This window comes from Bacillus sp. FSL R5-0603, assembly GCF_038050295.1.
Lineage (GTDB): Bacteria > Bacillota > Bacilli > Bacillales > Bacillaceae > Bacillus > Bacillus subtilis.
Genome location: NZ_JBBOYP010000001.1, coordinates 3,474,236 through 3,489,542, shown reverse-complemented (window position 1 = coordinate 3,489,542; position 15,307 = coordinate 3,474,236). Strand labels below are relative to the sequence as shown.

Here is a 15,307-nt window from a genome sequence, read left to right as displayed (position 1 = left end):
AGCTTGTTATAATAACTAAGGAGAAGGTATAATGGAAGGAACGGTTCTCTATATAAATAAAGACTTCATTTAATTCCAAAGGAGACTTCTTTATGCTTGACGAACGCATGATCCGCATTGTTGTTGCGTTTATTGTCTCGCTGCTGACAGTTTTAATCATGACCCCAATCGTAAAAAGGATTGCGATTAAAATAGGTGCAGTTGACCAGCCCAGCAATCGAAAAGTACATGACAAAATCATGCCCCGCATGGGCGGGCTGGCCATATTTATCGGGGTGGTTGCAGGCGTGCTTGCATCCGGTATTTACACAGAAACAAGGATGACGGCAATTACAGTCGGAGCATTCATCATTATTGTGTTAGGTATTCTTGACGATAAATATCAATTAAGTGCAAAAGTTAAGTTTTTGATTCAATTAGGTGTAGCCATTATGATTGTAAGCACCGGCTTAAAAATGGACTTTTTCTCAGTACCTTTTTTAACAGAACGATTTGAGTTAGGATGGATGGCTTATCCGCTGACGGTATTATGGATTGTCGGCATCACGAACGCAATTAACCTGATTGATGGATTGGATGGCCTTGCTGCCGGTCTTTCTGTTATCGGCCTGTCAACGATCGCTGTCATGGCGCTATCCGGCGGAAAAGTGCTCATTCTGTCACTCTCATTAGTCGTTATTGCCAGCACGCTGGGGTTTTTGTTTTACAACTTCCATCCGGCAAAAATCTTTATGGGAGATACGGGATCACTGTTTTTAGGGTATAGTATTTCGATTCTTTCATTATTAGGCCTGTATAAAAGTGTCACATTGTTCAGTATCGTTATCCCGATTATTATATTAGGCGTACCGATTTTTGATACAACATTTGCTATCATCAGGAGAATATTAAACAAACAGCCGATTTCAGCGCCTGATAAGTCGCATATTCACCATAGACTGATGGCCTTTGGCCTTTCACATCGGATGTCGGTCTTAGTTATTTATTTAATTGGATTTATTTTCAGTATCAGTGCGATTGTACTTAAAAGTGCCACAATTTGGCTTTCTTTGTTTATTATCTTCATTTTAATTATTTTTATGCAAATCATAGCAGAAGTGACAGGACTCGTGAATGAAAAATTTAAGCCGTTTACAAAGTTTTATAAACGGCTGGTGAAAAGGAATTAAAAATTCCGGCTTATGTGCCGGAGTTTTTTTCTGCGTAAAAATGCCCGATCCTCTAAAAGGACCGGGCATTTTTTAATAGGATGAATCAGTTGTTGAATTCGTTGTACTGTTGTTCGAGCTTGTGCTGCTGTCATTCGAATAGCTGTTTCCGCTCGTCGTCCCGTCAGTTGTTGTGCCAGTGCTGCCAGAACTGCTTGAGCTGTCAGTCCCGTCTGTTGCATTTCCGGTACCGGAAGTGCCAGTGCTTGTATCAGGAGTATAATCTAAATGCTCTTGAAGCGTTTCTCTGACTTTCTCGAGATTTGTAGCATCAGGTTCAAAGTAATATGTGTTGTTAGGCCCTAAATACAAATCAGAACCTGTAATGCTCAATGTGTCGATTTTTTTGCTGGTAAAGCCGCTGTAAATCTGCTGAAGCGCTAAACCTTCAGTAATGCGAATATTGGTTTCAACGTTTTCGCTGGCTTTTTCTGCGATTTTATCAATTTTAGCAATGTTGCTTGCACTTGACATTCGGTCAATCAGCGCGTTTAAGATTTGTTTTTGTCTGTCATTACGGCCAAAGTCTCCGCGTTTATCCTGTTTTCTCATCCGGGCATATGCCAAGGCTTCTTCGCCGTTCAAATGCATCTCGCCTTTTTTGAAGTAAATCCGTTTGCTTTCGTCTACATCACTTTTTTCATCGAAATCGAAAGGCACGTCAACATCAATACCGCCGACTTCATTAATCACATCTTTAAATCCGTCAAAATCAACTGTGACATATTTATCGATCGGGATTTGCAAGAAATTTTCAACAGTTTCAACTGTCTCATCTTTACCGCCTTTGCTGTAAGCGGCATTGATCTTTGTCTTGCTTCCGGTTGTGTCACCGGCTAATTGCACACGTGTGTCACGCGGAATGCTCAGCATTTTCATGGTTTTATTTTTGGGATCCAGGGTAACAACAATAAGAGAGTCTGATCTCCCTTTTTGTCCTTTAGTCGCGTAATCCTCTATTCCCATAAATAAAATAGAAAATGGTTTTTTCTTCATGTCCACAACTTCGTTGCGAAGATTTGATTTATTCCCGCGGGATAGGGCATCGTACGATTCATCCGCAGCGTTAATGGTTTTATAAAGTTTATACCCGCCAAGCCCTACAACTACCAATAGTGCAAGGGCGAACAATAACATAATTCTTTTTAAAATTTTCCTGCGTTTGCTCTTTTTCTTTTTTCGCACACGCACTCTAACGCGTTCAGCCATTATTCAGTCTCCTTTATGTGATTGACGGCTTTTTCAAGATACGTCAACTCTCCCTCTTTAATATCACTCTTTCCATTTGTCAGTTCTGTCATCCATTCAGAAAAAGCGTTTGTTTCTTTTTCTTCGACGTATGTTTCGAATTCAACATTTTCTGAATAATGGATTTCCTTTAACAGAAATTGTGACTCCCTTAATTCATTTTCAATCTTGCCAAGCCATGTGTAATCTGCAGAAGTATGCATGATTCGCATAAGCTTCCGTTCTACAACACCTATATGATTTAATCCTTCAGACACTGATTTCCCATAAGCGCGAATTAATCCGCCAGCACCAAGCTTAATGCCTCCGAAGTAGCGTGTAACGACGGCGCAAGTATCCTTCAGCCTGCGTTTTTTTAAAACCTCGAGCATCGGCACTCCCGCTGTACCGCTTGGTTCCCCGTCATCATTGGCTTTTTGGATATGATCATTCTCGCCAATAACATAAGCCGAGCAATTATGAGTCGCATTCCAGTGCTGTTTCTTTATTTTCTGTATAAATTCCTGTGCCTCTTGTTCGGTAGAAACACGGCTTAAATGACAGATAAAACGCGATTTTTCTATAACAATCTCGTGTTCTCCTGCTTCTTTCACAGTAAAATAGCTGTGCAGCATGCTAGCTGACCCTCCTGCTAAGCATAAAAGACTGCCTATACAAATTCGTACAGTCTTTAGAATTTTTGTGCGTATTTTGGTATCATAAAGAGTAGATAGTATATAAAAATGTTTTTTTCTAGAATATACGCATTCTTTCATTATAATTCGACATAATTTGCAGATCAATTACATTTATAATAAAAATATATGACAACGCCGTGACGGAGGGAAATTATGAATAAAACAAAGATGGATTCCAAAGTGCTGGATTCTATTTTGATGAAGATGCTGAAAACCGTTGACGGGAGCAAGGACGAGGTTTTTCAAATCGGGGAGCAGTCACGCCAGCAGTATGAACAGCTGGTCGAAGAACTGAAACAAATTAAACAGCAGGTGTATGAAGTGATCGAGCTTGGCGATAAACTTGAAGTGCAAACCCGCCATGCGAGAAACCGTTTATCCGAGGTCAGCCGTAATTTTCATAGATTCAGTGAAGAGGAAATCCGCAATGCTTATGAAAAAGCCCATAAGCTGCAGGTAGAATTGACGATGATCCAGCAGCGTGAGAAGCAATTACGCGAACGGCGGGACGATTTGGAGCGCAGATTGCTAGGGCTTCAGGAAATCATTGAGCGGTCAGAATCATTAGTAAGCCAAATTACAGTTGTGCTCAACTACTTGAATCAGGATTTGCGCGAAGTTGGACTGCTTCTTGCTGATGCTCAGGCAAAACAGGATTTCGGCTTAAGAATTATTGAGGCTCAGGAAGAAGAGCGAAAAAGAGTCTCAAGAGAAATCCATGACGGACCCGCTCAAATGCTGGCGAATGTTATGATGAGATCGGAATTAATCGAGCGGATTTTCCGTGACCGGGGCGCAGAGGACGGGTTCCAAGAAATTAAAAATCTACGCCAAAATGTTCGGAATGCCCTTTACGAAGTGAGAAGGATTATATATGATTTAAGACCGATGGCCCTTGATGACCTAGGCCTGATTCCAACTTTAAGAAAATATCTATATACAACCGAGGAATATAACGGGAAGGTCAAAATACATTTTCAGTGCATTGGAGAAACAGAGGATCAGAGGCTAGCGCCTCAGTTTGAGGTTGCGCTCTTCAGGCTCGCACAGGAAGCTGTGTCTAATGCGCTAAAGCATTCTGAATCTGAAGAAATTACAGTCAAAGTTGAGATCACAAAGGATTTTGTGATTTTAATGATAAAAGATAACGGTAAAGGGTTCGACCTGAAGGAAGCGAAAGAGAAGAAAAACAAATCATTCGGCTTGCTGGGCATGAAAGAAAGAGTAGATTTATTGGAAGGAACGATGACAATAGATTCGAAAATAGGTCTTGGGACATTTATTATGATTAAGGTTCCGTTATCTCTTTGACTATGATTTGTAAAATAGAGCCAAAAGGCATATTGACCGAATGCTAGAGTATATAGAACAATAATACAAGGAGGCGTGGCTTGTGACTAAAGTAAACATTGTTATTATCGACGACCATCAGTTATTTCGTGAAGGTGTTAAACGGATATTGGATTTTGAACCTACCTTTGAAGTGGTAGCCGAAGGTGATGACGGAGACGAAGCGGCTCGTATTGTTGAGCACTATCATCCTGATGTTGTGATCATGGATATCAATATGCCAAACGTAAATGGTGTGGAAGCTACAAAACAGCTTGTAGAGCTGTATCCTGAATCTAAAGTAATTATTCTATCAATTCACGATGACGAAAATTATGTAACACATGCCCTGAAAACAGGTGCAAGAGGTTATCTGCTGAAAGAGATGGATGCTGATACATTAATTGAAGCGGTTAAAGTAGTGGCTGAGGGCGGATCTTACCTTCATCCGAAGGTTACTCATAACCTCGTTAACGAATTCCGCCGTCTTGCAACAAGCGGAGTTTCTGCACACCCTCAACATGAGGTTTACCCTGAAATCCGCAGACCATTACATATTTTAACTAGGCGGGAATGTGAAGTTTTGCAGATGCTTGCAGACGGAAAAAGCAACCGCGGAATTGGTGAATCATTGTTTATCAGTGAGAAAACCGTTAAAAACCATGTAAGCAATATTTTACAAAAAATGAATGTAAACGACCGGACGCAAGCCGTTGTGGTCGCCATTAAAAATGGCTGGGTAGAAATGAGATAGTATAATAGGAGACTTGCCTTTTTCTAGGCAGGTCTTTTTTTAGGCTGCCGTTTCCCTTACAATAGAGTTATAAAGCAATAAGGCAGGTATCGAAGCTATGAATATTGCAGTCGTAACAGACAGCACGGCATATATTCCGAAAGAAATGCGTGAACAACATCAGATACATATGGTCCCTCTCCAGGTTGTTTTTAGGGAGGAGACTTACCGTGAAGAAATTGAATTGGACTGGAAAAGCTTTTACGAAGAAGTGAAAAAACATAATGAGCTCCCGACGACTTCTCAGCCGCCAATCGGCGAGTTGGTTGCGCTATATGAAGAGCTTGGCAAGTCTTATGATGCGGTTATCAGTATCCATCTTTCCAGCGGGATCAGCGGAACATTCAGCAGTGCAGCAGCGGCTGATTCGATGGTCGACAATATTGATGTGTATCCATTTGACTCAGAGATCAGTTGCTTGGCTCAAGGCTTTTATGCCCTTAAAGCTGCTGAATTAATTAAAAACGGAGCATCATCGCCGGAAGATATTATAAAAGAACTGGAAGAAATGAAAAAAACAGTTCGTGCTTATTTTATGGTAGATGACTTAGCTCATCTTCAGCGCGGCGGGCGATTAAGCAGCGCCCAAGCCTTCATTGGTAGTCTTCTAAAGGTAAAGCCTATCCTTCATTTTGACAATAAGGTAATTGTGCCTTTTGAGAAGATTCGCACACGTAAAAAAGCAATTTCGCGAATTTATGAGCTTTTAGACGAAGATGCGAGTAAAGGGTTGCCTATGCGAGCTGCTGTTATCCACGCTAATCGAGAGGAAGAAGCAGCGAAAATCATTGAAGAGCTTTCTGCAAAATATCCTCATGTTGAATTTTATAACAGCTATTTTGGCGCGGTAATCGGCACTCATTTGGGTGAAGGTGCGTTAGGAATTTGCTGGTGTTTTAAATAAGGCCAAATCTCCGTTTTTAGAGCGGAGATTTTTTTATATTCTTATTTTAATAGTTGGACAGAAAATATTCATTCAGGCATACTGTCTCGAAAGGAGGCGTGCTATGTGAATGTGCCAGTTGAAAAAAACAGTTCCTTTTCTAGAGAATTGCAGCAGACGCTTCGAAGCCGTCATTTGCTCAGGACTGAGCTCTCATTTTCCGATGAGATGATTGAATGGCATATCAAGAATGGATATATCACTGCTGAAAATTCTATATCCATAAATAAACGGGGATATAGATGTAATAGGTGCGGCCAAACTGATCAGCGGTATTATTCTTTTTATCACTCATCTGGAAAGAATGAGCTGTATTGCCGTTCCTGTGTCATGATGGGCAGAGTGAGTGAGGAGGTTCCTTTATATTCATGGGAAGAGGAAAGTGAACCAAACTGGCAGTCAATTAAACTGACATGGGACGGCAAGCTTTCAAGCGGACAGCAAAAAGCCGCCAATGTTTTAATTGAAACAATATCAAAAAAAGAAGAGCTCCTCATCTGGGCGGTTTGCGGCGCTGGCAAAACAGAAATGCTGTTTCCTGGTATAGAATCAGCGTTAAATCAAGGACTGCGTGTATGTATTGCAACACCTCGCACCGATGTTGTATTAGAGCTTGCTCCAAGGCTCAAGGCTGCCTTTCAGGGGGCTGACATTTCAGCGCTTTACGGAGGAAGCGATGACAAAGGGCGGCTATCTCCGCTTATGATTTCCACTACGCATCAGCTTTTGCGATATAAAGATGCAATCGATGTTATGATCATTGATGAAGTTGACGCTTTTCCATATTCCGCTGATCAAACCCTTCAATTCGCTGTTCAAAAAGCAAGAAAGAAAAACAGCACCCTCGTTTATTTAAGTGCAACACCTCCTAAAGAATTAAAAAGAAAAGCACTGAACGGACAGTTACATTCAGTTCGCATCCCCGCAAGACACCACCGGAAACCTTTACCCGAACCGCGCTTTGTATGGTGTGGAAACTGGAAGAAGAAATTAAACCGAAATAAAATTCCGCCAGCGGTGAAAAGATGGATAGAGTTTCATGTAAAAGAAGGGAGGCCTGTTTTTTTATTCGTTCCTTCCGTTTCTATTCTGGAAAAGGCTGCTGCGTGCTTTAGAGGTGTTCATTGCCGAACCGCATCTGTGCACGCGGAAGACAAGCATAGAAAGGAGAAAGTGCAGCAATTCAGAGATGGTCAGCTCGATCTATTAATCACAACAACAATACTGGAAAGAGGCGTCACAGTCCCCAAGGTGCAAACGGGTGTACTAGGAGCGGAATCACCTATCTTTACGGAAAGCGCACTTGTTCAAATTGCAGGAAGAACCGGCCGGCATAAAGAATATGCGGACGGCGATGTCATTTTCTTTCACTTCGGCAAAACAAAGAGTATGCTCGATGCAAGAAAGCATATAAAAGAAATGAATGAATTGGCAGCAAAAGTTGAATGTACAGACTAGCCATTATTTGAAAACGTGGTACAGTATACTCATATAACCGATGATGAGGAGCTGTAAAAATGCTTGTCAATTCAAAAGAAATCGTAATGAAAGAACTGCTCGACCGATATATGGACCAGCTTCATATGGCCTGTACTTGCCAAGTATGCCAAAACGATGTATTGGCACTTTCTTTAAACAAAGTGAGTCCATCCTACGTTACTGATTTTAAAAAGATCGCATATACGAAAGCTGAGCTGGTAGATAAACAAAAAAACACAGCAATGCTTGTCATTTTGGCTGAATCTGCTGCAGTAGTTTCAGAGAGTCCAAGCGATTTATGTCAAACGAAGCAGGAGGAGGCATTCATAAACTGATCTGTTTATTATGTGATTCGCAATTTTCTCAAGATGTTACATGGAGAGCCCTTTTTTTACTAAAGCCTGATGAAAAGGTTTGTTATTCTTGCAGAAGCAAATTAAAGAAAATCACAGGACATATCTGCCCCCTGTGCGGCAGACCTCAATCTGTTCATGCCGTATGCAGGGATTGCGAGGTGTGGAGAACAAGGATCAGAGACAGTTTGCTATTGCGTCAAAACCGTTCAGTTTACACATATAATGATATGATGAAAGAAACGCTCTCCCGTTTTAAATTTAGAGGAGATGCAGAAATCATAAATGCATTTAAAAGTGATTTTTCTTCAACCTTTTCTAAGGTTTACCCCGATAAGCATTTTGTTCTTGTACCTATTCCGCTGAGCAAGGAACGGGAAGAAGAGCGCGGATTTAACCAGGCACAGCTCTTGGCAGAATGTTTAGACCGGCCTTCCCACCATCCCCTCATTCGCCTGAATAATGAGAAACAGTCAAAGAAAAAGAAAACAGAACGCCTGCTGTCAGAGCGCATTTTTGATACAAAAAATAATTCAGCAGAAGGTATGAATATCATTTTAATAGACGATCTTTATACAACAGGCGCCACCTTGCACTTCGCAGCCCGCTGCTTATTAGAAAAAGGAAAAGCCGCTTCAGTGTCATCTTTTACCTTGATCAGAAGCTAAATGATTCTGTTTTTATGCCGATATAATCACTAGAAATTGACACAGGCATATTATCTAATAAGGAGAAAAAAGATGGGAGAACTGGCTAATTGTCCGAAATGCAATGCTTTATTTTTAAAAACAAAGCTGCAAACTGTATGTCAGGCGTGTATTAAGGAAGAAGAAAAATCATTTGAGACTGTCTATAAATTTTTAAGAAAACAGGAAAACCGGCAATCAACTTTGAGCCGGATAACTGAGGAAACAGGTGTGGAAGAAGAGCTGATATTGAAATTCATCAGGCAGAAGCGAATTCAGATCACTCATCTTCCTAATTTGGCATACCCTTGTGAAAGGTGCGGGACATCGATTAGAGAAGGCAAGTTCTGCAAGGCTTGCCAGTCCGATATTAAGGATCAAATGGATCATTTGAACCACGAGGATGCTCTGAAAATCGAGAAAGAAAATAGTAAAAAAGACACATACTATGCCTATAATACCAAAAACAGCTGATTCCCTAAACTAACTGAAAACGCAGTCGATAAAAGGGTTAAGATTGTTTAAAGACTGCAACGGAAAGCGAGAGGAATCCTATGAAAATCAATCAATTTGGAACACAATCCGTTAATCCATATCAAAAAAATTATGATAAGCAAGCGGTGCAAAAAACTGCTGCACAGCCTCAAGATAAAATTGAAATTTCATCACAGGCTAAAGAAATGCAACATGCATCCGACGCAGTCACTGGTTCACGACAGGAAAAAATTGCGCAGCTTAAAGCGCAAATTGAAAACGGGTCATACAAAGTAGACGCAAATCATATCGCGAAAAATATAATTAATTTTTATAAAAAGCAATAAAAAAGGAGAAAGCCCATGTCAGCGAAGGCAATTATTGAACAATTGAAGCGACTTTGCGTTCTGCATGAGCACCTGCTCACGCTGTCTGAAGAAAAGACGGAAGCGCTCAAAGCCGGCAAAACAAAAGAGCTTTCTAACATTTTGACAAAAGAGCAAAAATATATTCAAGCAATCACGCAGACAGAAGATGACCGGATCAAAACAACTTCGGCCTTTCTCGGATATAGCGAAAATAATACTATTTCCGCATGTATCGCCAAAACCTCAGGCAGTGAAAAGGAAGAGCTGGAACAACTATACGAATCTCTTTCTCAAGTTCTCGGACGTCTGAAAAAAGTAAATGAGATGAATAGGCAGCTGACAAGAGACGCGCTGCAATTCATCTCTATTTCGTACGATATGCTGGTTCCTAAGGAAAATAACTTCAATTACAGCAAATCAATTAAAGCTGAGCTGCCGAAAAGCAGCCAAATGAAACTGTTCGATTCAAAAGCTTAGCAGAAAGGAATTCAGAAAATGACATCTACCTTTATGGGGCTTGAAACTGCAAGGCGGGCGTTAAGCGCTCAGCAGGCAGCTTTAAGCACTACTGCAAATAACGTGGCAAATGCCAATACTGATGGTTATACAAGACAGCGGGTCTCATTGGAGGCAACCGACTATTTCCCTGCTGTATCTAAAAACGCAGAAAAAACAGCGGGACAAATGGGTACGGGCGTTCAAGGAAAATCAGTTGAGAGAATAAGAGATATCTTTCTTGACTACCAATACCGTCTTCAAAACAACAGTGCCGGATACTATGACACGAAGGCCAAAGCGCTGTCCCAAATGGAAGGCGTTTTAAATGAAACGGATGACAGCGGCTTGAACAGTGTGCTCAATTCGTTTTGGAATTCTCTGCAGGAATTATCGAATAATACAAATGAAGAAAGTGCACGTTCTGTTGTTGCTCGAAAAGGACAAGCTGTAGCTGAAACGTTTAATTATATTTCTGAATCACTTACAAATGTCCAATCGAATTTAAAAGCAGAGCTAAATACAACTGTGTTGGATGTCAATTCTCTGCTTTCTCAATTAAACAGTTTAAATAAGCAAATTGCACAAGTAGAGCCGGTCGGGCTTCTTCCGAATGGTTTATATGACCAGCGAGATTTGCTGATCGATAAATTATCCTCAATGGTTGATATCAAAGTCAGCTACAACAAATCAGGCGGGAATGCACTTGCATCTGCTGGAGGAACTGTATCAATTGAAATCCTTGATAAAAATAAACAGTCGCTAGGAACTGTTTTGGACGGTAAAAATTACGAGGTTTCAGAACTTGCAGCCAACTATGATAATGAAACTGGGTTAGTATCAAGTATTTCAATCGGGGATACAGCTGTGCAGGCGGAGTCCTTTAGCAGCAAGGGATCCCTTTTAGGATTTATAGAGTCTTACGGGTATATAACAGCAGACGGCCAAGAAAAGGGCGTATACCCGGAAATGCTTTCTGATCTTGACAATATGGCGCTTGAATTCGCGAAAGCTTTCAATGAAGTGCACAGAAATGGTGTGACCAAGAGCGGTGAACAAGGTGGAGACTTTTTTGATTTTACTGGCGGTGAAACTGAACCTGCCAAGGGCGCGGCGGGCAAGATCAAAGTGGCTGACAGCATAATAGATTCAAAAGGCGCAAACATTGCTTTCTCACTGACTGGTGCAGCCAACGATAACGCAAATGCTACAAAATTAGCAAATGTTTTAACCGGTAAAATAACCATTAACGGTAAAGAAACTAGTGTTTTAGATTATTATGCGGGTCTGATTGGCGAGCTAGGGATCGAAGCTCAAGAGGCTAATCGACTGGCGTCTAATACAGAAACACAGCTGAATGATGCTGACATAAACCGTCAGCAAATGAGCGCAGTTTCTTTAGACGAAGAAATGACGAATATGATTCAATTCCAACACGCATACAATGCAGCTGCAAGAATGGTGACTTTACAAGACGAATTACTTGATAAAGTGATCAACGGCATGGGTGTTGGAGGAAGGTAGGTAGAGTCACATGAGAGTAACACAAGGCATGATACAGCAAAACTCACTGAGATATATCGGTTCGAGCTACTCGAAGCTGGATAAACTCCAGTCGCAGATTTCTTCAGGGAAAAAAATCTCAAAAGCTTCCGACGATCCTGTAGTAGCAATGAAAAGCTTAAAGTATAATACGCAACTGTCTCAAGTGCAGCAGTACAAAAGCAATGCTTCTCAAGCCTTTACCTGGCTCGAAAACACAGAAACAAACATTACAGAAGGAATTGACATCTTGTCAAAGGTCAGAGAATTAGCGGTTGAAGCTCAAAATGATACAAACGGCGAGTCGGAGCGGCAAGCGATTGGCGTAGAGGTAAAGCAGTTAAAGGAACAGCTTTTAAATATTGCGAATACACAAGTGAACGGCAGATATATCTTTAATGGCACAAATTCAGATAAGCCTCCGGTTACAGATAACGGGGACGGAACTTATACAATTTCTGATACAGCTGATGTCGTAGTCAATATATCAAATAATATGTCATTGAAAGTGAATTCAGATCCAAAGTCAGCTTTTGGAGGCACTTCTGAAAGCGGGCAGAATGTATTTGAAATGCTTGATTCTTTTGAGAAAGCACTAAATTCTGGTTCGCTAGATGGCATGGACAGTGTTTTAGATGATATTGATCATTTTTCTGACGGCATGAGCGCTGAACGATCTGATCTTGGAGCGAGATATAATCGTCTTGAACTGGTTAATACAAGACTTTCAGCTCAAGAAGAAACAGCTACAAAAGTGTTATCAGACAATGAAGATGTAGAACTGGAAGAAGTAATAACTGAATTTATTGCGCAGCAAAGCGTTCACAGGGCTACTCTGGCTGTTAATGCGCAAATTGTTCAGCCTACATTGATTGACTTTTTAAAGTAAGCGGCTCTCAGGAGTTCGCTTTTTTTATAGTTCAGGAGGTAGAGTGATGCAGATTCCCAGATTGATTATGCATAGTGTTCAAGGAAAAATTGGTTTAACAACGACGCCTGCCAGCTTAAAAATGGAGCAGCCTCAATCTGATCTAGAGATCGAACAGCCGAGTGCGGAAATGGAAATATCGGTGACACCTGGAAAACTCACGATTGACCAGACACAAGCATGGGAAGAATTAGACAGAAAGCATGTATTCAAGAGAATTGAAGAAGCCGCCCAACAAGGGCATGAGGATGTAATGGAGGGAATAGCGCGCACTGCAGAAGAAGGCGACGAGCTTATGAGAATTGAAAATAAAGGGAACCCAATCGCTTCACAAGCAAGGAGGAACTCTGAAATGCACCAAATTCAATTAGGTGAAAATTATGCTCCTTCTCTATCTAGGGTGAAAATACAATATACTCCGTCACAGCTTGATGTTCAGATTACGCCGCGAAAGCCTGTTATTCAGGCTGAGCCGCATAAGCCAATTGTTGAATATACGCCAGGAAATGTTAAGGTTGACATGCTCCAATACCCTGATTTAAATATAGATGTAGAATACCCGAAAGAATCACCCGAAAAGTAAAAAGAAAAGGATCGTGAACAATGATCATTCATACGAAGTACCATGGCCAAATGAACATAAAAGAAGAACAAATCATTCTTTTTGAAAGCGGGATTCCAGGCTTTTTAGAAGAAAAACAATTTGTCATACTTCCGCTTTCAGAAGACTCTCCATTCGTGGCACTGCAGTCCGTCACTTCAGAAAATCTTGCGTTCATCGTTGTAAGTCCGTTTATCTTTTTTAAGAATTATGAATTTGACCTTGATGAATCAACTGCTGAACTTTTGGATATCGATAATATTCAAGACGTAGAAGTCATGACAATATTGACTATGGCAGAGCCATTCGAAAAATCTACTGCTAATTTATTGGCTCCCATTATTGTGAATCGCAAGAACATGATGGCTAAGCAAGTCGTTTTACACGACTCCTCATATACGACAAAGCATCCGATTGGAGGAGAATCATGCTAGTTTTATCGCGGAAAATAAGCGAAGCGATTCAAATAGGTGCTGATATTGAAGTGAAAGTGATTGCGGTTGAGGGGGATCAAGTGAAGCTTGGAATTGACGCCCCAAAGCATATTGATATTCACAGGAAAGAAATTTACTTGACCATTCAGGAAGAAAATAACCGTGCAGCAGCGTTATCCAGCGATGTGATCTCCGCATTATCCTCACAAAAAAAGTGAGGATTTTTTTATTTTTGTATTAACAAAATCAGAGACAATCCGATATTAATGATGTAGCCGGAAGGAGGCGCAAATGACTCCGCCAGTTACAAAAATAAGGCACAAGGACGTGCCTAAACAACATATTCAGGGAGGAACAAAACAATGAGAATTAACCACAATATCGCAGCACTTAACACACTGAACCGTTTGTCTTCAAACAATGGTGCAGCACAAAAGAACATGGAGAAACTTTCTTCAGGTCTACGTATCAACCGTGCGGGAGATGACGCAGCGGGTCTAGCGATCTCTGAAAAAATGAGAGGACAAATCAGAGGTCTTGATATGGCTTCTAAAAACTCTCAAGACGGAATCTCTCTTATCCAAACAGCTGAGGGTGCATTGACTGAAACTCATGCGATTCTTCAACGTATGCGTGAACTTACTGTTCAAGCTGGTAACACTGGCACACAGCAACCTGAAGATTTAACTGCAATTAAAGATGAAATGGATGCTTTAACTGAAGAGATCGATGGTATTTCTCAACGTACTGAATTTAACGGAAAAAAACTTTTAGACGGTAGTGTAACAGCAGGTTTTACATTCCAAATCGGTGCAAATGCTACCCAAAATATTAATGTTACAATTGGCAACATGGATGCAACAACTTTAGGAGTAAAAGGTATCGATGTGTCATCAGCTACTTTCAGTTTTGACACTGAGATCGCTAAAATCGATACTGCAATTACAAGTGTTTCAAGCCAACGTTCAAAACTTGGTGCGGTACAAAACCGCCTAGAGCACACTATTAACAACCTTAGTGCTTCTTCTGAAAACTTAACTGCTGCTGAGTCTCGTATCCGTGACGTTGACATGGCTAAAGAAATGAGTGAGTTCACAAAGAACAACATTCTTTCTCAGGCTTCTCAAGCGATGCTGGCTCAAGCAAACCAACAACCGCAAAACGTACTTCAATTATTACGTTAATTTTAAAAAAGACCTTGGCAACGCCAAGGTCTTTTATTTAATATTTCTAGCTCCGAATACTTCCCCCTTGCTGTCACTAACTCGTGATATAATAACCGGATTCTCCACTAACTTTTTATAAATGCATTTCCAAACAAGAAATCTAAAACAGAAGAATTTTTTCCAAAAATATGTGTAATCTTATCTCCATTTAGTCGATATAAACGATAGATTGGGGCATAGGGGATGATCAATTGAACATTGAAAGGCTCACTACGTTACAACCTGTTTGGGATCGTTATGATACTCAAATACATAATCAGAAAGATAATGATAACGAGGTTCCTGTTCATCAAGTTTCATATACCAATCTTGCTGAAATGGTGGGGGAAATGAACAAGCTTTTGGAACCTTCGCAAGTTCATCTGAAGTTCGAGCTTCATGACAAGTTAAATGAATACTATGTAAAGGTAATAGAGGACTCTACAAATGAAGTGATCCGCGAAATTCCACCAAAACGGTGGCTTGATTTTTATGCGGCTATGACTGAATTTCTTGGGTTATTTGTAGATGAAAAAAAGTAGAT

Annotated in this window: 19 protein-coding genes; 17 read left to right on the top strand and 2 right to left on the bottom strand. The window is 40.7% G+C overall.

Annotation, left to right across the window (positions count from 1 at the left end):
* Window positions 1–92: 92 nt before the first annotated feature.
* On the top strand, window positions 93–1,169 hold the full coding sequence (locus NYE56_RS18000) for an MraY family glycosyltransferase (RefSeq protein WP_032726968.1): 1,077 nt from the start codon (window positions 93–95) through the stop codon (window positions 1,167–1,169).
* A 72-nt stretch (window positions 1,170–1,241) separates the two neighbouring features.
* Here NYE56_RS18000 and tagV read toward each other — a convergent pair whose 3' ends face one another.
* Both tagV and NYE56_RS17990 read right to left on the bottom strand, forming a co-directional pair.
* Window positions 1,242–2,417 (bottom strand): polyisoprenyl-teichoic acid--peptidoglycan teichoic acid transferase TagV, encoded by a 1,176-nt coding sequence (gene tagV, locus NYE56_RS17995; protein ID WP_341284206.1) that lies wholly within the window; start codon window positions 2,415–2,417, stop codon window positions 1,242–1,244.
* Window positions 2,417–3,070 carry a YigZ family protein gene (locus NYE56_RS17990; protein WP_003227979.1) on the bottom strand — a complete coding sequence of 218 codons (654 nt, stop codon included), beginning with the start codon at window positions 3,068–3,070 and terminating at the stop codon, window positions 2,417–2,419. The genes tagV and NYE56_RS17990 overlap by 1 nt, the downstream gene beginning before the upstream one ends.
* Before the next feature lie 216 nt (window positions 3,071–3,286).
* Between NYE56_RS17990 and degS the strand changes: the two genes are divergently transcribed.
* The 16 genes from degS (at window position 3,287) to flaG (ending at window position 15,305) form a co-directional block, all read left to right on the top strand.
* Complete coding sequence (gene degS / locus NYE56_RS17985) at window positions 3,287–4,444, top strand: two-component sensor histidine kinase DegS (RefSeq protein ID WP_003227983.1); 1,158 nt, start codon at window positions 3,287–3,289, stop codon at window positions 4,442–4,444.
* An 82-nt stretch (window positions 4,445–4,526) separates the two neighbouring features.
* Window positions 4,527–5,216, top strand: coding sequence for a two-component system response regulator DegU (gene degU, locus NYE56_RS17980; protein ID WP_003219701.1), 690 nt, complete (start codon window positions 4,527–4,529; stop codon window positions 5,214–5,216).
* A gap of 97 nt (window positions 5,217–5,313) precedes the next feature.
* Window positions 5,314–6,159, top strand: coding sequence for a DegV family protein (locus NYE56_RS17975; RefSeq protein ID WP_268554945.1), 846 nt, complete (start codon window positions 5,314–5,316; stop codon window positions 6,157–6,159).
* A 105-nt stretch (window positions 6,160–6,264) separates the two neighbouring features.
* The gene (comFA, locus tag NYE56_RS17970) at window positions 6,265–7,656 is read left to right on the top strand and encodes an ATP-dependent helicase ComFA (protein ID WP_268554947.1); all 1,392 of its coding nucleotides are present in this window, start codon (window positions 6,265–6,267) and stop codon (window positions 7,654–7,656) included.
* A gap of 59 nt (window positions 7,657–7,715) precedes the next feature.
* The gene (gene comFB, locus NYE56_RS17965; RefSeq protein WP_003227989.1) at window positions 7,716–8,012 is read left to right on the top strand and encodes a late competence protein ComFB; all 297 of its coding nucleotides are present in this window, start codon (window positions 7,716–7,718) and stop codon (window positions 8,010–8,012) included.
* The gene (gene comFC / locus NYE56_RS17960; protein ID WP_014481051.1) at window positions 7,976–8,698 is read left to right on the top strand and encodes a comF operon protein ComFC; all 723 of its coding nucleotides are present in this window, start codon (window positions 7,976–7,978) and stop codon (window positions 8,696–8,698) included. Before comFB ends, comFC begins: the two co-directional genes overlap by 37 nt.
* 72 nt (window positions 8,699–8,770) lie before the next feature.
* Window positions 8,771–9,190 carry a TIGR03826 family flagellar region protein gene (locus NYE56_RS17955; protein ID WP_003227995.1) on the top strand — a complete coding sequence of 140 codons (420 nt, stop codon included), beginning with the start codon at window positions 8,771–8,773 and terminating at the stop codon, window positions 9,188–9,190.
* A gap of 80 nt (window positions 9,191–9,270) precedes the next feature.
* Complete coding sequence (gene flgM / locus NYE56_RS17950) at window positions 9,271–9,537, top strand: flagellar biosynthesis anti-sigma factor FlgM (RefSeq protein WP_014481049.1); 267 nt, start codon at window positions 9,271–9,273, stop codon at window positions 9,535–9,537.
* 15 nt (window positions 9,538–9,552) lie between these two features.
* Window positions 9,553–10,035 (top strand): flagellar protein FlgN, encoded by a 483-nt coding sequence (gene flgN / locus NYE56_RS17945; protein WP_014481048.1) that lies wholly within the window; start codon window positions 9,553–9,555, stop codon window positions 10,033–10,035.
* An 18-nt stretch (window positions 10,036–10,053) separates the two neighbouring features.
* Window positions 10,054–11,577 carry a flagellar hook-associated protein FlgK gene (gene flgK, locus NYE56_RS17940; protein ID WP_268554948.1) on the top strand — a complete coding sequence of 508 codons (1,524 nt, stop codon included), beginning with the start codon at window positions 10,054–10,056 and terminating at the stop codon, window positions 11,575–11,577.
* 10 nt (window positions 11,578–11,587) lie between these two features.
* On the top strand, window positions 11,588–12,484 hold the full coding sequence (flgL, locus tag NYE56_RS17935; protein ID WP_015714797.1) for a flagellar hook-associated protein FlgL: 897 nt from the start codon (window positions 11,588–11,590) through the stop codon (window positions 12,482–12,484).
* Between the two features lie 46 nt (window positions 12,485–12,530).
* Complete coding sequence (locus NYE56_RS17930; RefSeq protein ID WP_268554949.1) at window positions 12,531–13,106, top strand: DUF6470 family protein; 576 nt, start codon at window positions 12,531–12,533, stop codon at window positions 13,104–13,106.
* A gap of 20 nt (window positions 13,107–13,126) precedes the next feature.
* Window positions 13,127–13,558, top strand: coding sequence for a flagellar assembly protein FliW (gene fliW / locus NYE56_RS17925; protein WP_003228007.1), 432 nt, complete (start codon window positions 13,127–13,129; stop codon window positions 13,556–13,558).
* Complete coding sequence (gene csrA / locus NYE56_RS17920; protein ID WP_033884178.1) at window positions 13,552–13,776, top strand: carbon storage regulator CsrA; 225 nt, start codon at window positions 13,552–13,554, stop codon at window positions 13,774–13,776. The genes fliW and csrA overlap by 7 nt, the downstream gene beginning before the upstream one ends.
* Window positions 13,777–13,920: 144 nt before the next feature.
* Window positions 13,921–14,742: a flagellin Hag gene (gene hag / locus NYE56_RS17915; protein ID WP_029725988.1), complete on the top strand. Its 822-nt coding sequence runs from the start codon at window positions 13,921–13,923 to the stop codon at window positions 14,740–14,742.
* 233 nt (window positions 14,743–14,975) lie between these two features.
* On the top strand, window positions 14,976–15,305 hold the full coding sequence (gene flaG, locus NYE56_RS17910; protein ID WP_009968250.1) for a flagellar protein FlaG: 330 nt from the start codon (window positions 14,976–14,978) through the stop codon (window positions 15,303–15,305).
* Window positions 15,306–15,307 lie beyond the last annotated feature (2 nt).